This window comes from Kibdelosporangium persicum (genome assembly GCF_013280595.1).
In the GTDB taxonomy this organism is placed as follows: domain Bacteria; phylum Actinomycetota; class Actinomycetes; order Mycobacteriales; family Pseudonocardiaceae; genus Kibdelosporangium; species Kibdelosporangium persicum.
The window spans coordinates 25,796-44,404 of sequence record NZ_JAAATY010000031.1 but is presented as its reverse complement, the minus strand read 5'-3'; the positions used below and the strand labels follow the sequence as shown (position 1 = coordinate 44,404).

Sequence of the window (18,609 nt, the reverse complement as noted above, 5' to 3'; positions counted from 1 at the left end):
GGCCATGATCCCGCGCCTAGCGTGGCGTCATGGGGATCATGGTTCTGCGGCCGTCGCTGTCCATCCTGCGGCTGAAGTTCGGGCAGGCGTACGTCTGGCAGGACGGGGACGAGCTCACTCTGATCGACACCGGCGTGCCCGGCGCGGCCGCGGAGATCGCCGACGCCCTCCCGGACACGTCGGCGATCCGCCGGATCGTGATCACCCACGGCCACGAGGACCACTACGGTTCGGCCGCCGAGATCCGCTCCTGGCACGGCGCACCCGTCCACGTACACAGTGCGGACGCGGCGGTCGTCCGTGGCACCGCCCGTAAGGCCGAACCGGTGCTCACCGAGTTCGACCAGCCGATCTGGGAACACATCAAGTCCCTCGGCATCCCCGACATGCCTGTGCCACCGTCCACGGTGGACGTCGAACTGGCCGACGGCGACGTGCTCGGCTTCGGCGGCGGCGCCCAGATCATCCACGTCCCCGGGCACACCGCCGGCAGCATCGCGATCTACCTGCCCGTGCACAAGATCCTGTTCACCGGTGACACGGTGGCGAACGAGGGCGGCGTGATCCTCGGTGTGTTCAACCAGGACGAAGACCAGATGCTGGCGGGGTTCCGGCGGCTGGCGGACCTGGACGTCGAAACCGTCTGCTTCGGGCACGGCGAACCGATCGTGCGGGGCGCGGGCCCGATCCTGCGGGAAGCGGCCAGGACCCACCAGAAACGCCGCCGGATATAGGAAGATCACGGGCGTGACCGACCTGGACGGGACCTTCGCCGAGGCGCAGCGATTACTTGCGGGCCTGGTGACCGGCGAGGTCAGCCCACAGCAGGCCGCCAACTGGGCGATGCCGAAGTACGCCGACGACCAAGCCGGGTATCACACCCACGACAAGCTGTGGACTGCCCTCGATCGCCTGGCGGGCGCGGATCTCCACCAAGCACCCGGCGTGTACTTGCACGGCTCGGACGACTTCCGTGCCTGGCTGGCCGAAGCACAGGCTTAGTGCGCGTCAAGCAGGTCCAGGTAGCCGTTGGTCACCGACCACAGTTCGTCCGCCACGGGCTCCAACTTGCCGGGCCGCCAGCGCTTCTCGTCGTACGCCGAAACGCTCGCCCGCATGGCGCCGAGGCTGACCGTGAGCTCCTCGTCGATCCGGGCCCGCAGGGCATCGGGGCTCGGAGCGTCGAGCCGGACCTGATCGGCCCTGCCCTCCCGGACGGCCGTCAAGGCATCGGACAGGACGCCGTCAGCGGCATCCCACACCAGCACCGGCCGCACCACGAAGTGGTTCCAGATCGGGGCCCGCGCCGACCGCCACACCGGCGCGAACGGGTTGCGGGCCAGCCGGGTCGCGTTGGCCCAGTGAGCCGCGCCGGTCGGCGCCGACAGCCAGGGCACGGGCGGCAAGTCGACGGCCAGTGCCACGTCCACCGCGTCGAGATCGTCCTGGGACTCCAGCACCGGGCCGAACACCCACAACTGCACGACCGGCAACGGCAGGCCGCGCGCCTCTTCACACGCCGTCGCCAGTGCCTCCACGTGCTGGCACGCCCGGATCCACTTCACCCGGGACATTCTGCCCATAGACCGGGTTGATGCCCTACGCCTGGGCACGCTCCCGGCCCGGCAGGCCAGAATCACGACATGCTGCCTACGACTGAGCTGGCCCTTCTCCGACGAGTCGCGCACGAGCAGGCCGCGTGTCGTGCCCCGTCGCTGGTGGCGGCGGTGGTCCGGGAAGGCGGCCTGGTCTGGTCCGGTGCGCGTGGCCGTGTCCACGGCGAACCGCCCGGGCCGGACACCCAGTACCGGATCGGCTCGATCACCAAGACGTTCATCGCCGTGCTGGTCATGCGACTGCGCGACGAAGGCAAGCTGGACCTCAACGACCCGCTCGACAAACACCTGCCCGGCACGGTCGTCGGCGACCGCACGATCCTGCAGCTGCTGTCGCACTCGTCGGGGCTGACGGCCGAGTCGCCGGGCAGCTGGTGGGAGCGCGCGCCGGGGTCGGACTGGGCGGCGTTGCAGGCGAGCCTCGGGCCGGAGGCGGTGGTGCTGCGTGCGGGCAGCAAGCTGCACTACTCCAACGTCGGCTACGGCGTGCTGGGTGAGCTCGTCGCGCGGCACCGCGGCGTGAGCTGGCTCGACGCGGTGAACCGGGAGCTGCTCGTGCCGCTGGAGATGACGCGGACGACCCCGCACCCGGAGGAGCCGCACGCGCTGGGCTGGGCGGTGCACCCGCACGCCGACGTGCTGCTGCCGGAGCCGGCGCCGGACGCGGGCGCGATGGCCCCCGCGGGTCAGCTGTGGTCGACACTTAACGACTTGTCACGCTGGTTGCGTCTGATCGCCGGAGACTCCGGCGAGGTGCTGCACCCTGACACCGTGGCGGAGATGCGTGCCCCCGTGATGGTGGACGACGGCGACAGCTGGCTGATGGGTTTCGGCCTCGGTCTGCAGGTCACCCGGGATTCCGGGCGGCGGATGGCCGGGCACACCGGCTCGATGCCGGGCTTCCTGGCGTGCGCGTTGACCGACACGGGCAGCGGCACGGGCTCGCTCGTGCTGACCAACTGCACGGCCGGTGTCGGCATCGTGGGCCTTTCATACGATCTGATGAAAATCGCGGACGAGCACGAGCCGATCCTGCCGACCGAATGGGCACCGGCGACCACCGTGAACCAGGACCTGCTGGACCTCACAGGTGTCTGGTACTGGGGCCCGGCCGTGTACCAGTTGCGGCTGCTCGACCAGGCCTGGCTGGAGCTCGTCCCGGTCCAGGGCGCCGGGCGCGCGTCGCGGTTCAAGCCGGCGGGCGACGGCACGTGGGTCGGCCTCGATGCCTACTACGCTGGGGAAACGCTCAAGGTCGTGCGGGATGCGACCGGTGAGGTGTCGCATCTGGACCTCGCGACGTTCATCTTCACCCGCCGCCCGTACGAACCGGCCGGCCCGATCCCCGGAGGTGTCGACCCTCACGGGTGGGGTACGCGCCGCTAGACCACGTGACAAGATGACATCCTCGTTACCTCCCGGCAACGGCGCCGGTACCGCCGCAGTTCATTTCGATCCAGAAGAGATCCCCGAAGAGGCGCCATGACGCAGACCGTTGATCCGACCACGCTGCAGTTGCCCGCCGAGCTCAAGCCATCCGACGGCCGCTTCGGCTGCGGCCCGTCCAAGGTCCGGCCCGAGCAGTTGGCGCGTCTGGCTAGCGAAGGTGCCGCGTACATGGGTACCTCGCACCGCCAGAAGCCGGTCAAGTCCCTGGTCGGCCGGGTCCGCTCGGGCCTGCGTGAGCTGTTCTCGCTGCCGGACGGCTACGAGGTCGTGCTCGGCAACGGCGGTACCACCGCGTTCTGGGACGCGGCCGCGTTCGGCCTGGTGAACGACAAGGCCCAGCACTTCACCAACGGCGAGTTCTCCTCGAAGTTCGCCAAGGTCACCCAGACCGCGCCGTTCCTGTCCGACTCGATCGTGATCAAGGCCGAGCCGGGCACCGCTCCGGAGATCACCTACGCCGAGGGCGCCGACCTCGTCGGCTGGGCGCAGAACGAGACGTCGACCGGCGTGGCCATGCCGGTGCTCCGGCCGGAAGGCTCGGACGACGCGCTGATCGCGATCGACGCCACCAGCGCCGCGGGCGGTCTGCCCGTCAATGCCGCGGACTTCGACGTCTACTACTTCGCGCCGCAGAAGAACTTCGCCTCGGACGGCGGCCTGTGGATCGCCCTGATGTCGCCGAAGGCGTTGGAGCGGGTCTCCTCGATCGCCGCGAGCGGCCGCTGGGTGCCGGAGTTCCTGTCGCTGCCCACGGCGCTGGACAACTCGGTCAAGGACCAGACGTACAACACGCCGTCGGTGGCCACGCTGTTCCTGCTGGCCGACCAGATCGAGTGGATCAACGGCAACGGCGGCCTGTCGTGGGCCACCGGCCGGACCGCGGACTCGTCGTCGCGGCTGTACAACTGGGCCGACAAGACCGCGTACACCACGCCGTACGTGGCCGACCCGGCGCACCGCTCGCAGGTCGTCGGCACGATCGACTTCGCCGAGGACGTGGACGCCGCCGCCGTGGCGAAGGCGTTGCGCGCCAACGGGATCGTCGACGTCGAGCCGTACCGCAAGCTGGGCCGCAACCAGCTGCGGGTGGCGATGTTCCCGGCGATCGAGCCGGACGACGTCACCATCCTGACCAACGCCATCGAGTGGGTCGTCGACCAGCTCGGCTGAAAACCCCAGCTCACCCCTCGTGAGTGTTTATCCGTGTTCTAACCCGGATAAACACTCACGAGGGGTTTTTCAGAGGATGCCTTGGGACATGGCGGTGGTGACGGCCGCGGTCCGGTCGGAGACGCCGAGCTTGTTGAACACGCGCAGCAGGTGCGTCTTCACGGTGGTCTCGCTGATGTGCAGCGAGGCTCCGATCTCCGCGTTGGTCTGTCCTTTCGCGACAAGCCGGAGCACCTGGATCTCCCGCGCGCTCAGGGATTGCTGCGCGGGCTGGCGCATCCGCCGCATCAGCCGCCCGGCCACGGAAGGCGCCAGCACGGTTTCGCCTCGCGTCGCGGCCCGGATGGCACCGGCCAGTTCGGCACGGGACGCGTCCTTCAACAGGTAGCCGGTCGCGCCCGCCTCGACGGCGCGCAGGATGTCCGCGTCCGTCTCGTACGTCGTGAGCACGATGACACGGCTGCCGATGTTCAGGGACGTGATCTTCTCGGTGGCGCCCGCGCCGTCCAGGCCGGGCATCCGCAGGTCCATCAGGATGACGTCGGGACGTGCCGCCGTCGCCATGGCCACGGCCTCCTCGCCGGACCCGGCCTCGCCGACCACCACCAGATCCGGCTCGGCGTCGAGCATGCCGCGCAACCCTTCCCGCACCACGGGGTGGTCGTCGACGAGCAGCACCTTGATCACGTGCACACCTCCAGTTCGACGGTGGTGCCCGAGCCGGTCGAGCTGGTCACCGACAACGCGCCACCGACGTGCTCGATCCGCGACCGCATCCCGCGCAACCCGAACCCGCTGGTCACCGCGGCCGGGTCGAAGCCCTTGCCGTCGTCGGTGACCAGCAGCACGACTGAACTCTCCTGATAGGACAGTACGATCTCGACACTGCGCGCGTCGGCGTGCTTGCGCACATTGGACAGTGACTCCTGCACGGTCCGCAGCAGCACCACGTCGATCCCGGTCGCCAACGGCCGCCGCTCACCCTGCACGGCGACCTCGGCCGAGACACCGGTCTCCTCGGTCAGCTTGGCCGCCTGCCGCCGGATCGCGTCCAGCACCGAACTCTCGGCCAGCTCGGCCGGCGCCAGGGCCGCGACCAGGGCACGGGATTCGGACAGGTTCTCCCGCGCGGTCCGCAACGCGAGCGCCAGATGCTTACGTACCTGCGTTTCGTCCCTGCCGAGTTCGGATTCCGCGGCCTGCACCAACGTGACGATGCTGGTGAAGCCCTGGGCCAGGGTGTCGTGGATCTCGCCCGCCAGCCGCTCGCGTTCCCCGGCGACGCCGGCCTCCCGCGACAGCCGGGCGACCTCCGCCTGGCTGGCCTCCAACTGCTTGATCAGCTCGCCGCGTTCGGTGCTCTGCCGGACCACCTTGTCGATCCAGATGCCGATCATCACCGAGAAGAGCGTGCTGATCCCGATCGCCACGCCGGTGGCCAGCCAGTTCGTGTACGGATCGCCTAAGGTCGCGAACAGCGTCGTCACCACGATGGACATCGCGACCAGCACGATCGCCACGGTCAACCGCAAGCTCATGAACAGCAGCGGGATCACGCCGAAGAAGCTGTACTGGGTGATCGGCACCAGGAACGCCGACGCGACAAGGCAACAGAACAGGATGCCGACGAACAGGTTGAGCCGCCAACCGAATCGTTCGGCGTGCATCTCGCGCCTGCCGAAGAAGGCGTAGCAGGCCGCGATGATGGTCAACAGCACGATCGAACCCGCGCGCTCAGCCGTGGTCGCTCCCTCGGCCATGAACAGAACCAAGAGGACAACCGTGACGTAGACGAGTGCGAAGAACGTGTCCCACAGCCAGAAGTAACGGTCGGCCGCTTCGGTCACCGGCGTTTGTTGCTCCACCGGAACGTCATCAGGCACAGCACGAGACCGACGACGCACCAGGCGCCAAGGACCAGTGCGGTTTTGCCGAGTTCCCATGCTCCCGCCATCTCGTACTTGGTCATGCTGTCCGGGAGGAACACCGACCGGAATCCCTGCGCGGTCCACTTGATCGGGAAGAACGACGCCACTGTGACCATACCCGCGGGCAGCATCGTGATCGGGCTGACGTAGACGCCGGAGATGAACTGCAGCGACACGTACGGCACGTTCGACACAGCCGCGCCGCTCTGCGCGGACTTCGCCAACGACGCCGTCGCGATGCCGATCAGTGAGCAACTGACCACCGCGAGCACGAACACCCACGCGAACGTCAGCCACTTCGCCGGGTCGCTGGGCAGCGGCAGGTCGAACAGCAGCACGCCGACCCCGAGCACCAGCACGGTCTCGGCGAGGCTCGCCACGAACACCAGGATGATCTTGCCGGTGAAGTAGGACAGCAGCGGCATCGGCGTCCCGCGCAACCGCAGCAGGGTGCCGTCCTCCCGGTCGAGGGCGACGCTGATGCTCAGGTTCACGAACGAGGTCGCGATGATGCCCGCGCCGACCATGCTCGCGGTGAGGACCTGGCCGGCCGTCACCCCGGCCTCGATCTCCCGGTCGAAGACCGATCCGAGGATCGCGAGGATCAGCGCGGGGAAGGAGAAGGTGAAGAGGGCCTGTTCCTTGACGCGGAAGAACGACTTCAGTTCCACCACACCACGGGCCAGCCCGATGCTCAGCGGCGACGGCAGGTGTACGGTGGTCATCGGGTGCCTCCGACCAGGTCGAGGTAGACCTCTTCGAGCGTCGGCCGGGTGACGGTGAGACCGGCGAGCTCCCCACCCCCAAGGGAGAGCTCGCCGATCAGCTTGGTCGGCGTCGGCGTACGGACTTCCTGCTCACCGTCGCGGTCGAACCAGCGCACGACGGCCTCCCTGGTCGCGCGCCCGCCGAGCTCACCCGGCGGGCCCTGGGCGACGATCTCGCCGCGGGAGATGACGGCGACCCGGTCGGCCAACGCCTCGGCCTCGTCGAGGTAGTGCGTGGTGAGCACGATGGTGGTGCCGTCCGCGGCGAGTTTCTGGATCAGGCCCCAGAACTGCCTGCGCGCCTGCGGGTCGAAGCCGGTGGTCGGCTCGTCCAGGAAGAGCAGCTCAGGCGTGCCGACGATGCCCAGTGCGACGTCCAGCCGCCTGCGCTGCCCGCCGGACAGGCTCTTCACCCGTGCGCCCGCTTTTTCTTCCAGGCCACAGAGTTCGATCACGTCCTCGGGCTGCCGTGGCCGCGGGTAGTACCGCGCGAAGTGCCGGATCGTCTCCCGGACGGACAGTTCCGCGGCGTCCGTCGCGGTCTGCAGCACGATGCCGAGCCTGGCCCGCCACTCCCGGCCGGCGGTGCCCGGGTCCTGGCCGAGTACCGACACCGTGCCCTCGTCACGTTTCCGGTGTCCCTCGAGGATTTCCACCGTCGTGGTCTTGCCGGCGCCGTTGGGCCCGAGTAACGCGAACACCTCACCGCGTTCGATGTCCAGGTCGATCCCGGCCACCGCCTGGATCTTCGGGTACGCCTTGCGCAGCCCGCGAACGTGTATCGCCGTCATGCCCCCATCGTCCAGCCGGGACAGTTCCGGCGGGACGACCGCAGGACTGAATCGTGGTGTCCACCGATCGGTGGACACCGACTACTTCGTGACCGGAACGTGCAGGTAGCCGCGCACCACGGTGGACTTGCGGCGCAGAGGCGCACCGGTCAGCCGCAGCCCTGGCAACTGCTCGGCGAGCGTGCGCAGCGCCACGTCACCCTCCAGACGCGACAGTGGAGCGCCGAGGCAGTAGTGCGCGCCGCCGCCGAACGCGAGGTGCTCGACGGCATCTTCACGCGTGATGTCGAACCGGTGCGGTTCGGTGAACACTTCGGGATCCCGGTTGGCGGCGGCGAGCAGGACCACCAAGTCGCCGTCCACCGGAACCACCCGGCCGCCGATCTCGAACGGCTCATGCGGATGGCGCAACAGCGCCGGGACCGGCGACTCGAACCGCAGCACCTCCTCGACCGCCCGCGGCGCGAGATTCGGCTGTCCTTTCAGCAGATCCCACTGGTCTCGGTGGCTGTCGAACAGCACGACGGCGTTGCCGATCAGGTTCACGGTCGTCTCGAATCCGGCGAGCAGCAGCAGACGGCACGTGGCGATCAGTTCGTCCGCGGTCAGGTCCTCGGCTTGGACAAGGGCGCTGATCACGTCCTCGCCCGGGTTGGTGCGTCGCTCGTTCATCAGTCGCGTGAACAGGTTCCGCAGGTCCGCCACGGCGGCCTGGTACTCACGCACCAGACCGCGGTTCCCGAGCCCGTCGAACGCCCGGCCGACGATCTGGCCGTAGTGCGCGAACCGCGTGCGGTCAGCTTCGGGGATGCCCAACAGGTCGCTGATCACGGCGATCGGAAGCGGTGCTGCGAAGTCGGTCATCAGGTCGAACTCGTCGTTCAGCCGGTCGACCAGGCGATGGGTGGTGGCCTCGATGCCCGCTCGCATCTGTCGCATCAGCTTCGGCCGGAACGCCGGCGCGGCGATGCGGCGCAACCTGCCGTGATCCGGCTCGTCCATGGACAGGAAGGTGTCCGCGAGCGCGTTCGTCGACGCCCCGGCCAACCGGCCCGAGGTCTTGCGGACCCGCAACCGCGGATCCCGCAGGGCGGCGGAGATCGCCGCGTGCGAGGTGAGTGCGTAGGTGCCGGAGAGTCCTCTGTAGACCGGGCCTGCCGCACGTATCCGCTCGTACAGCGGATAGGGATTCCCCTGGTAGCGCCCGCTGTCGATCGCGCACACCAGGTCGCCCGCATCGGCGAGGAGGCTCGTCGTGCCCCGGATGGCGAGCGAGGTGGCGATCGTCCGGACTTCACTGAACGACAGCATTGTGATCCCTCCGTGGTGAACATCTCTGTTCACAACTGTACAGAAATGTTCACCACAGCGGCCAGGTCGCGCCAGGGCCGGCCGGAATCCGGACCCGTTGATGCCGCCAATCCGTACGAACGGTCCGTTCGCGAATCTGGTTGTCCACAACCGCTCGGTAGCCCTTTGCCCACGCGCTACCACCGGTAGAATGGGTTCGGGGTCGCCCCCCGGGAGTGGTGGGGGATGGTTGGGGGCGGTGTTGGACGGCTCGACCGGGTTTGTTCGGCCTCGGCTTTAGCGTCTTGGTCTTGGCTTCTGCTCGGTCAGTTCTGGCGCCTTCGTCATCTCTTGGCGCTCTGGTCAGGGACCAGCCGCGAAGTCCGGGAATGCCTTCTGTTCCGCCTGAATGCCTCGATGCGGCATCGGGGAGCACCCTGATGCCGCATCGCGAATCGATCTCAGTGGTGGGCGATGGAGTCCCAGCCGTCGACCTCGTCCGGGCGCCGCGGCTCGGGCCCGGTGTACCGGGCGGAGGGGCGGATCAGCTTGCCGGTCTGCTTCTGCTCGAGGATGTGCGCGCACCAGCCGGCCGTCCGGGCGCACGTGAACATCGCGGGCATCATGTGCGGCGGGACCTCGGCGAAGTCCAGGATCACCGCGGCCCAGAACTCGACGTTCGTCTCGATCGCGCGGTCTGGGCGGCGTTCGCGCAACTCCGCCAGCGCGGCTTCTTCCAGAGCCGCCGCGGCCTCGTAGCGTGCCGCTCCGAGCTCGCGGCACGTACGCCGAAGCACGCGGGCGCGCGGGTCCTCGGCCCGGTAGACCCGGTGGCCGAAGCCCATCAGCCGTTCACGCCGGTCGAGGATGCCCTTCACGAACCCGCGGGCGTCCCCGGAACGCTCGACCGCTTCGATCATCGGCAGCACGCGGGCGGGCGCGCCGCCGTGCAGTGGGCCGGACATCGCGCCGATTCCGCCGGACAGTGCCGCCGCCACGTCCGCGCCGGTCGAGGCGATGACACGTGCGGTGAACGTGGACGCGTTCAGGCCGTGCTCGGCCGCGGACACCCAGTACGCGTCGATCGCCTTGATGTGCGCGGGATCCGGCTCGCCACGCCAGCGGGTCATGAAGCGCTCGGTGATCGTCTCGCACTCGTTGATCCGGCTTTCCGGCACCGCCGGGTGGCCGATCCCGCGGGCCGACTGCGCTACATAGGACAGTGCCATCACCGACGCGCGGGCCAGTTGCGCGCGGGCTTCGAGGTCCGTGATGTCCAGCAGGGGCTGGAATCCCCAGATCGGCGCCAGCATCGCCAGCGCGGCCTGGACGTCCACCCGGACGTCCCCCGTGTGCACCGGGATCGGGAACGGCTCGGCGGGCGGCAGTCCGGGCCCGAACCGGCCGTCCACCAGCAACGCCCAGACGTTGCCGAACGTCACGTGCCCGACCAGGTCCTCGATGTCCACGCCGCGGTACCGCAACGCGCCGCCGTCCCGGTCGGGCTCGGCGATCTGCGTGCGGAACGCGATGACTCCCTCGAGACCCGGTTTGTAACCGTCGTCCTCGGAGCCGACGTGCGATGAATTCACTGTTGGTGTCGACATACGCGGTCGCCTTTCCGAAACCCCGACTTGATACGCGCCGCGCCGGCGTCCGGATACGAGTCGGCGACACTGCGCGGGCTCAACCCAAACACTTCTCCTCCCGGGCCGGTGTCCGCAATGACGCGCGCCGTGGCTTGTGTCACGATTCCGTGAACGATTCAGTGTGATAGTCCTGCGTGCATGCAAATCCTCTCCGCGGCGGACGTCCACCGCGCACTGCCGATGAGCGAGTGCGTCGAGGTGATGGCCGCGGCCCTCCGCGCCAGGGCGGAGGGCCTGGTCGAGCAGCCGCTGCGGAAAGTGTTCACGCCGTCCGCCACGAATGCGTTCGGTGTGTGGATGCCCGCTTACCGTGGCGGGGAACACGCGATCTTCGGCACAAAACTGTTGTGCATCGTGCCGGACAATCCGGGACGCGGGATGGACACGCACCAGGGCGCGGTCATCCTCTTCGACGGTGTCACCGGCGAGCCGCTGGCTTTTCTGAACGCTTCGGCGATCACCGAAATCCGGACCGCCGCGGTGTCCGCCTTGGCGACCCGGTTGCTGGCCAGGGAAAACGCCGAAACGCTCGCGATCATCGGCGCCGGTGTGCAGGCCGAGGCGCATCTGCGCGCCATTCCTCTGGTCCGGGACATCAAAGAAGCGCGCGTGTTCTCGCCGCGATCCGCGCCCGCGCTGGTGGAGCGGATGGACGTCGCCTTCGACCTGAAAGCAGTCGGCAGCGCCGAGCAAGCCGTCCGGGACGCGGACATCGTCGTGACCGTGACGACTTCGAAAGAGCCTGTCGTGCAACGGGATTGGCTCAGTCCCGGCACGCACGTCAACGCCGTGGGCGCGAGCACCGTGCACCATCAGGAAGTCGACACGCGAACCGCCAAGGCAGCCGAGCTCTACGTCGACGCGATGCAGTCCGTCCAAGGCGAGGCCAAGGAGTTCCAGATCGACCCGCCGGACGTCCGCGGTGAACTCGGGGACCTGCTGATCGGCAAGGCCACCGGCCGCTCCGGTCCGGACGCGATCACGATGTTCCGGTCGCTGGGCATCGCCACCGAGGACCTGTACGCCGCCGACCACGTGTTGCGCCGGGCTGCCGAGCTGGGCGTCGGCGTCGACGTGCCGCTGTGACAGCAGCGACCCCTCGTGAGTGTTTATCCGTGTTCTAACACTGATAAACACTCACGAGGGGTTTCAGGGGCAGCGCCCGCTCCGAGTTACACCTGTGTTTCCAGATCGGGACACAGGCCCGGTGCGGTGATAGACCTTCGTCATGCACCTGACCCCGCACGAACGGGACAAGCTGCTGATCCACGTGGCGGCCGACGTCGCCCGCAGGCGGCTGGACCGGGGCGTGAAGCTGAACTACCCGGAAGCGGTCGCGTTGATCACCGACCACGTGCTGGAGGGCGCGCGCGACGGCCGCACGGTCACCGACCTGGTTGAGAGCGGACGGCACGTGCTCAGCCGTGACCAGGTGCTCGACGGCGTGCCGGAGATGGTGGACGCGGTGCAGGTCGAGGCCACCTTCCCGGACGGCACGAAGCTCGTCACCGTGCACGACCCGATCATCTAGGGAGCCCAGGTGCGTCCAGGCGAGATCATCCCGGCCGACGAGCCGATCGAGCTGAACCCGGGCAGGCCCCGCGTCCGCCTCACGGTCCGCAACACCGCCGACCGGCCGGTGCAGGTCGGCTCGCACTACCACTTCGCCGCGGTCAATCCGGGGCTGGATTTCGACCGTGAGGCCGCGTGGGGCCACCGGCTCGACGTGCCCGCGGGCACGTCGGTGCGCTTCGAACCAGGCGTCGAGCGCGAGGTGGACCTCGTGCCGATCGCGGGAAACCGCACGGTGCCAGGGCTTCGGAAGGAGTGGTCCGGTGACCTCGATCGATCGTGAGCGGTACGCCGAGCTCTTCGGCCCGACCACCGGCGACCGGATCCGGCTGGCGGACACGAACCTGCTGATCGAGGTCACCGAGGACCGCAGCATGGGCGCCGGCGCGGGCGACGAGGTGATCTTCGGCGGCGGCAAGGTGATCCGCGAGTCGATGGGCCAGGGCATGGCGACCCGGGCGGACGGCGCGCCCGACCTGGTGATCACCGGCGTGGTGATCCTGGATCACTGGGGCGTGGTCAAGGCCGACGTCGGCGTGCGGGACGGCAGGATCGTCGGCATCGGCAAAGCGGGCAACCCCGACGTGATGGCCGGCGTCGACCCGGCGCTGGTGGTCGGCCCGTCCACGGAAGTCCTGGCGGGCAACGGGAAGATCCTGACCGCGGGCGGCATCGACTGCCACGTGCACTTCATCTGCCCGCAGCTGACCGACCAAGCGCTGGCTTCGGGCCTGACCACGATGATCGGCGGCGGCACCGGCCCGGTGGAAGGCAGCAAGGCCACCACGGTCACGCCGGGAGCGTGGAACCTCGGCCGGATGCTTCAGGCAATGCAGGCACAGCCCGTCAATGTCATGTTGCTGGGCAAGGGGAACACGGTCAGCCAGGAAGGCCTGCGCGAGCAACTGCGTGGCGGCGCCGGTGGTTTCAAGCTGCACGAGGACTGGGGCACGACCCCGGCCGCGATCGACGCGTGCCTGACCGTCGCCGGCGAGTCCGGCGTGCAGGTCGCGATCCACACCGACACCCTGAACGAAGCCGGGTTCGTCGAGTCCACTTTGGAGGCGATCGGCGGCCGGTCGATCAACGCGTACCACACCGAGGGCGCGGGCGGCGGGCACGCGCCGGACATCATCCGCGTGGTCTCCGAGCCGAACGTGCTGCCGTCGTCGACGAACCCGACGCGTCCGCACACCGCGAACACCCTGGACGAGCACCTGGACATGCTCATGGTGTGCCATCACCTGAATCCTTCGGTGCCCGAGGACCTGGCGTTCGCCGAGTCCCGGATCCGGCCGACCACGATCGCGGCCGAGGACGTGCTGCACGACATGGGTGCGATCTCGATGATCAGCTCGGATTCCCAGGCGATGGGCCGGATCGGCGAGGTGATCATCCGGACGTGGCAGACCGCGCACGTGATGAAGGACCGCCGCGGATCGCTGCCCGGTGACACGGCCGCGGACAACATGCGGGCGCGTCGATATGTCGCCAAATACACGATCAATCCCGCGATCGCGCACGGCATCGACAAGTGGGTCGGCTCGGTCGAGGTCGGCAAGCTGGCGGACCTCGTGCTGTGGGAACCGAAGTTCTTCGGTGTCCGGCCGCACGTCGTGCTGAAGGCCGGATTCACGGCGTGGGCGGCGATGGGCGACGCGAACGCCTCGATCCCCACCCCGCAACCGGTCTACGCCAGGCCGATGTTCGGCGCCGCGCCTTCGGTCGCGCTCGCCAGCGGACTGCACTTCGTCGCGCCGGAGGCGCTGGAGTCCGATGTGGCCGACGTGTTCGGTATCGGCCGGGAACTGGTCGCTGTGAGCAGCACGCGCAACGTGCGCAAGTCGGACATGCTGCTCAACGACGCGATGCCGGACGTCCGGGTGGACGCGGACAGCTTCGCGGTGCACGTCGACGGCGAGCTGATCGAACCACGGCCGGTGGCGGAACTGCCGATGGCACAACGCTACTTCTTGTTCTGATGCACACCGTCGCGCTCGTCCTGTCCGACTCCCGGTTCCCGGGCGGCGGGCACGTGCACTCCGGCGGTCTCGAGGAGGCCGCCGCGCGCGGGCTCGTCAGCGACATCCGGTCGCTGGGCCTGTTCCTGGCCGGACGCCTGCGCACGGCCGGGGAGCTGGCCGCGATCTTCGCCGCGGCTTCGGTCAAGTGCCACGAATGGTCTACTTTGGACGAGGAGCTGGACGCGCGGACGCCGTCGCCCGCTCAACGCGAGGCTTCGCGAGCACAAGGCCGCGCCACCGTTCGCGCGGGTCGTCGAGCGTGGCCGTCACCAGTGCTGGATTCCTTGGTACAGGCCACTCCTCGGCCACACCACGCGATCGTCCTCGGTGCGCTGACCGGCATCGCCGGGGGATCGTCGGCCGATGCCGCGTTGACGGCCGCGTACCTTTCGGTGAGCGGGCCCGCGAGCGCGGCGATCCGGTTGCTGGGCCTGGATCCGTTCGCGGTGAACGCGCAAGTGACCCGGCTCGGTGAGGCGATCCAGGCCGTCGCCGACCGTGCGGTGTCCGTGGCCGGTCTGCCACCCGCCGACCTGCCCGGCCCGGGAGCGCCGGGGCTGGATTTGTTGGCGGAGGCGCATGTGCGTCATCACAAGGAAGAGGTGCGTCTCTTTGCAAGCTGATCACGTCCACACCCACCCGGTGAACTTCGACCCGACCTGGTCCGAGCCGGATCACCACGAACCCGCGGCCGAACAGGGGCGCGCGTACCGGATCGGTATCGGCGGTCCGGTCGGCAGTGGCAAGACGGCGTTGACCGCCGCGTTGTGCCGCGCGTTCCGGGGCGAGCTGAACCTCGCCGTGGTCACCAACGACATCTACACCACCGAGGACGCGGACTTCCTGCGTCGCGCGGGTGTGCTGGACGTCGACCGGATCGAGGCCGTGCAGACGGGGTGCTGCCCGCACACCGCGATCCGCGACGACATCACCGCCAACCTGGACGCCGTGGAAACGCTGGAGGAGCGGCACCCGGGGCTGGAACTGGTGATCATCGAGAGCGGCGGCGACAACCTGACAGCGGTGTTCAGCCGTGGCCTGGTCGACCGGCAGATTTTCGTGGTCGACGTGGCCGGCGGCGACAAGGTGCCGCGCAAGGGCGGTCCCGGCGTGACCACGGCCGACCTGCTTGTGATCAACAAGATCGACCTCGCCCCGCTGGTCGGCGCCGACCTGGAGGTGATGGCCTCGGACGCGGCCCGGATGCGCGGCGAACTGCCCGTGATCGCGCAGTCGTTGGCCGAGACGCCCGACGCGCCCGTTGTCGCGGACTGGGTGCGCTCCCAGTTGCCTGTGCGCACGGGATGAAGGCGCACGCGCGGGTCGTCGCCGAGCTGGTCGACGGGCGGACAGTGTTGCGGGAACTGCGATCCCAGTCCCCGCTCACTCTCGTTCCGCATCGTGGCAAACCAGGTCTGGTGCATCTGGTCAACTCGGCGTCGGCCCCGCTCGGCGGCGACGAACTCGACCTGACCCTGATCGCGGGGCCCGGCGCGGCGTTGCGGATCGCCGGTGTGGCCGCGAGTCTCGTGTTGCCCGGGCCCAAGCCCGCGCTGAGCCGGTTCACCGTGCACGTCGAGGCGGCCGAGGGGTCCACAGTGGAGTACTTGCCGGAAGCCACGGTGGTCACGCAGCGTGCGCATCACGCGGCGGTCTTCACCGGATCGTTGGAACCGTCCGCCCGGTTGATCGTGCGGGAAATGCTTGTCCTCGGCCGGGAAGGCGAATCCCCGGGCCGGCTGACCAGCGAGACGACCGTCCGCCGCGGCGAGCGCCCGGTGCTCAGCCAACGGCTGGAGATCGACTCGTTGATCGCGAGCCCGGCCGTGCTCGCCGGGCGGCGTGTGCTCGCGACTGATCTCCGTGTGGGCTATGAAGATCCGCCTTCGGCCGTCGCCGGGGAATGGTGCTCGCTCGTGCCGCTGGCCGCCGGTGGGTCGCTGGCGACCGCGCTGGCCCACGACGCGGTCGCCGCCCAGCGCATGATCGGCTTGCTGAATCGATCTGGTTGATCGATTTCGTTCGCTCCGCGTGGGTGTAATCACCGTTCGTGCTGTTTCTCCGGACGCCCGGAACCCGTAACGTCCTTGGGAACCAAGGAGATCCCGAGGCGGAGGGTGATAGGCATGACGGACGCCGACATCACGTCCAACATCACGCTCGACCTACCGACGATGCGTGCGCACTACGAAGGCGGCAGTCTCGACGAATCCGAGCTGGCGGCGACGTGGTACGAGCAGTTGCAGTACTGGCTCGACCAGGCTGCACAGCAAGGGGTGGTCGAACCGAACGCGATGGTGCTGGCCACCGCCGATCCGCAGGGCAGGCCGTCGTCACGGACCGTGTTGGCCAAGGGACTCGACGAGCGCGGTGTCGTGTTCTTCACCAACTACACGTCCACCAAGAGCCATGAGCTCATGGCCACCCGCTACGCCTCGGCCACTTTCCCTTGGTACTCCTTGCAGCGCCAGGCACACGTCCGCGGCACTGTGGAGAAGGTCGACGCCGCCGAGACCGCCGCCTACTGGGCCAGCCGTCCACGCGAGTCGCAGCTCGGCGCCTGGGCCTCGCCGCAGTCCGTCGTGGTCAACAGCCGGCACACCCTGGACTCCTCCCTGGCCAACATCCAGCGCCAGTTCGCCGACGCCGAAGAGGTACCCGTACCCCCGCACTGGGGCGGCTGGCGGATCCGGCCGGAGATCGTCGAGTTCTGGCAGGGCCGCCGTAACCGCATGCACGACCGGTTGCGTTACAAGCTGACGCGCGACGGTTGGAAGGTCGAGCGCCTCGGCCCGTGACCCGTCTTGGACGCACGCCCCCGGTCAGCTTGGACCGGGGGCGTCGTCGTGTTCAGGGTTTTCCAGCCGGCCGTCGGTGCCCTGGGTGACTGGCCGGTCGTGCGCGGGTGAATTGTCGGACCTCCGCGCTAACGTGAAATCAAGGGCTCCCCTGAATGGCGGGATTTGTCGGATTGGGTGGGGATGGCGGTTCCGGCGGGTCTGATGGGGACATGGCCTGGTTGGCAGGGCGAGGGCTGCCGGGGGTGAAAATCACGTTCGCCGAAATGGTTAGGGGTCCTAAGCTTCTGGGACGTGGCCCTACGTGACCTGGTGATGGACGTTCGCCCCCTGCGTGTACGGCCTTATCGCCGGTTATGGATGTCCACGGCGGTCACGTCCATGGGCGCGCAGCTCACCGCGGTCGCCGTACCCAAGCAGGTGTTCGATCTGACCGGATCGTCCGGTTTTGTCGGACTGACCGGCGCGGTCGCGCTGGTGCCGCTGCTGGTCTTCGGGCTGTGGGGCGGCGCGATCGCCGACATGATGGACCGCCGCAAACTGCTGCTGATCACCAACTCCGGCATCGCGCTGAGCTCGGTGCTGCTGTGGCTGCAGGCCGCGATGGAGCTGAACTCGGTCTGGATCGTCCTGCTGTTGCTGGGATTGCAGCAGTCGTTCTTCGCGGTCAACATGCCGACCCGCTCGGCCGCGATCGCCCGGCTGGTGCCCGCCGAGCTGATGCCGTCCGCGATGGCATTGGGCTCAACGGTCTTCACGTTCGGCTCGGTGCTCGGCCCGCTGCTGGCCGGTGTGCTGCTGCCGGTCCTCGGTCTGTCCACGTTGTACCTGATCGACTCGGTCGCGCTGATCCTGGCGATGTGGGCGGTGTGGCGCCTGCCACCGTTGCCACCGCTCAGCGGGGAGATCAGACGGGCCGGGCTGCGCGACGTCGCCGACGGATTCCGGTATCTCGCAGGGCGGTCCGTGCTGCTCGCGTCGTTCCTCGTGGACATCATCGCGATGGTCGCGGGCATGCCGCGTGCCCTGTTTCCGGAGATGGCCGAGCGTACGTTCGGTGATCCGCCGGGTGGTGGCGTCGCGCTCGGGTGGTTGTACGCCGCGATTCCGCTCGGCGCGTTCGTGATGGGGCTGGCGTCCGGCTGGCTGTCGAAGATCAACCGGCACGGTGTCGGCGTGATCGTCGCGGTGTGCGTCTGGGGTGCCGCGATGGCCGGGTTCGGTCTGTCCGGCTCGCTGTGGCTGGCCGTGGTGTTCCTCGCGATCGGCGGTGCCGCCGACATGGTCAGCGCGGTGTACCGGTCGTCGATCCTGCAGACCGCCGCGCCGGATGAGATGCGCGGCCGGATGCAGGGCGTCTTCACCGTCGTCGTCGCAGGTGGGCCGCGGCTCGCCGACCTCACGCACGGCTGGACCGCCGCGGCCACAGGCACCACCGTCGCTTCGGCAGGCGGCGGATTCCTCGTGATCGTCCTGACCGTCGGCGCGGCCATCTGGCTCTCCGCGTTCTGGCGTTACCGAGCTGATAAGGAAGTCGCTACGCCGAACGAGTGAT

20 protein-coding genes are annotated in these 18,609 nt (G+C 68.7%); 13 read left to right on the top strand and 7 right to left on the bottom strand.

Annotated elements, in window-relative coordinates; genetic code table 11:
- The first annotated feature begins 29 nt into the window (after positions 1–29).
- Positions 30–734 carry an MBL fold metallo-hydrolase gene (locus GC106_RS37495; protein WP_173140421.1) on the top strand — a complete coding sequence of 235 codons (705 nt, stop codon included), beginning with the start codon at positions 30–32 and terminating at the stop codon, positions 732–734.
- 13 nt (positions 735–747) lie between these two features.
- Positions 748–1,002 (top strand): YxzC family protein, encoded by a 255-nt coding sequence (locus GC106_RS37490; protein WP_217281445.1) that lies wholly within the window; start codon positions 748–750, stop codon positions 1,000–1,002.
- On the opposite strand, the gene GC106_RS37485 is transcribed toward GC106_RS37490, so the two are convergent.
- Positions 999–1,565: a DUF7711 family protein gene (locus GC106_RS37485; protein WP_173140419.1), complete on the bottom strand. Its 567-nt coding sequence runs from the start codon at positions 1,563–1,565 to the stop codon at positions 999–1,001. The two genes, GC106_RS37490 and GC106_RS37485, sit on opposite strands and share 4 nt — an antisense overlap.
- A 78-nt stretch (positions 1,566–1,643) precedes the next feature.
- Between GC106_RS37485 and GC106_RS37480 the strand changes: the two genes are divergently transcribed.
- The gene (locus GC106_RS37480) at positions 1,644–3,002 is read left to right on the top strand and encodes a serine hydrolase domain-containing protein (RefSeq protein WP_173140417.1); all 1,359 of its coding nucleotides are present in this window, start codon (positions 1,644–1,646) and stop codon (positions 3,000–3,002) included.
- 96 nt (positions 3,003–3,098) lie between these two features.
- Positions 3,099–4,235: a phosphoserine transaminase gene (gene serC / locus GC106_RS37475; protein WP_173140415.1), complete on the top strand. Its 1,137-nt coding sequence runs from the start codon at positions 3,099–3,101 to the stop codon at positions 4,233–4,235.
- Between the two features lie 69 nt (positions 4,236–4,304).
- Here the strand turns inward: serC and GC106_RS37470 are convergent, their stop codons facing one another.
- The 6 genes from GC106_RS37470 to GC106_RS37445 form a co-directional block, all read right to left on the bottom strand.
- On the bottom strand, positions 4,305–4,922 hold the full coding sequence (locus GC106_RS37470) for a response regulator (protein WP_173140410.1): 618 nt from the start codon (positions 4,920–4,922) through the stop codon (positions 4,305–4,307).
- On the bottom strand, positions 4,919–6,100 hold the full coding sequence (locus tag GC106_RS37465) for a sensor histidine kinase (RefSeq protein ID WP_312873194.1): 1,182 nt from the start codon (positions 6,098–6,100) through the stop codon (positions 4,919–4,921). Before GC106_RS37465 ends, GC106_RS37470 begins: the two co-directional genes overlap by 4 nt.
- Positions 6,079–6,888 (bottom strand): ABC transporter permease, encoded by an 810-nt coding sequence (locus GC106_RS37460; RefSeq protein WP_173140408.1) that lies wholly within the window; start codon positions 6,886–6,888, stop codon positions 6,079–6,081. The genes GC106_RS37465 and GC106_RS37460 overlap by 22 nt, the downstream gene beginning before the upstream one ends.
- Positions 6,885–7,721, bottom strand: coding sequence for an ABC transporter ATP-binding protein (locus GC106_RS37455; RefSeq protein ID WP_173140406.1), 837 nt, complete (start codon positions 7,719–7,721; stop codon positions 6,885–6,887). The genes GC106_RS37460 and GC106_RS37455 overlap by 4 nt, the downstream gene beginning before the upstream one ends.
- 81 nt (positions 7,722–7,802) lie before the next feature.
- The gene (locus GC106_RS37450) at positions 7,803–9,032 is read right to left on the bottom strand and encodes a cytochrome P450 (protein WP_173140404.1); all 1,230 of its coding nucleotides are present in this window, start codon (positions 9,030–9,032) and stop codon (positions 7,803–7,805) included.
- A gap of 440 nt (positions 9,033–9,472) precedes the next feature.
- Positions 9,473–10,618 (bottom strand): citrate synthase 2, encoded by a 1,146-nt coding sequence (locus GC106_RS37445; RefSeq protein WP_173140402.1) that lies wholly within the window; start codon positions 10,616–10,618, stop codon positions 9,473–9,475.
- Between the two features lie 180 nt (positions 10,619–10,798).
- Here GC106_RS37445 and GC106_RS37440 point away from each other — a divergent pair, with 180 nt between their 5' ends.
- From GC106_RS37440 to GC106_RS37400, 9 genes are all read left to right on the top strand, one after another.
- Complete coding sequence (locus GC106_RS37440) at positions 10,799–11,746, top strand: ornithine cyclodeaminase family protein (protein WP_173140400.1); 948 nt, start codon at positions 10,799–10,801, stop codon at positions 11,744–11,746.
- 142 nt (positions 11,747–11,888) lie between these two features.
- A complete protein-coding gene (locus GC106_RS37435) occupies positions 11,889–12,191 on the top strand; it encodes an urease subunit gamma (RefSeq protein ID WP_173140398.1) in 303 nt (100 codons plus the stop codon).
- 9 nt (positions 12,192–12,200) lie between these two features.
- Positions 12,201–12,515, top strand: a complete 315-nt coding sequence (locus GC106_RS37430) for an urease subunit beta (protein ID WP_173140396.1) — start codon at positions 12,201–12,203, stop codon at positions 12,513–12,515.
- Positions 12,496–14,214, top strand: a complete 1,719-nt coding sequence (locus GC106_RS37425; protein WP_173140394.1) for an urease subunit alpha — start codon at positions 12,496–12,498, stop codon at positions 14,212–14,214. The genes GC106_RS37430 and GC106_RS37425 overlap by 20 nt, the downstream gene beginning before the upstream one ends.
- Positions 14,214–14,879, top strand: coding sequence for an urease accessory protein UreF (locus GC106_RS37420; RefSeq protein ID WP_173140392.1), 666 nt, complete (start codon positions 14,214–14,216; stop codon positions 14,877–14,879). Before GC106_RS37425 ends, GC106_RS37420 begins: the two co-directional genes overlap by 1 nt.
- The gene (gene ureG, locus GC106_RS37415; protein WP_246367740.1) at positions 14,869–15,564 is read left to right on the top strand and encodes an urease accessory protein UreG; all 696 of its coding nucleotides are present in this window, start codon (positions 14,869–14,871) and stop codon (positions 15,562–15,564) included. Before GC106_RS37420 ends, ureG begins: the two co-directional genes overlap by 11 nt.
- Positions 15,561–16,268, top strand: a complete 708-nt coding sequence (locus tag GC106_RS37410) for an urease accessory protein UreD (RefSeq protein ID WP_173140388.1) — start codon at positions 15,561–15,563, stop codon at positions 16,266–16,268. The genes ureG and GC106_RS37410 overlap by 4 nt, the downstream gene beginning before the upstream one ends.
- A 114-nt stretch (positions 16,269–16,382) precedes the next feature.
- Entirely contained in the window at positions 16,383–17,054 is a 672-nt protein-coding gene (gene pdxH / locus GC106_RS37405) for a pyridoxamine 5'-phosphate oxidase (RefSeq protein WP_173140386.1), read from the top strand.
- Between the two features lie 315 nt (positions 17,055–17,369).
- Positions 17,370–18,608, top strand: a complete 1,239-nt coding sequence (locus GC106_RS37400) for an MFS transporter (RefSeq protein WP_173140539.1) — start codon at positions 17,370–17,372, stop codon at positions 18,606–18,608.
- The last annotated feature ends 1 nt before the right edge of the window (position 18,609 follow it).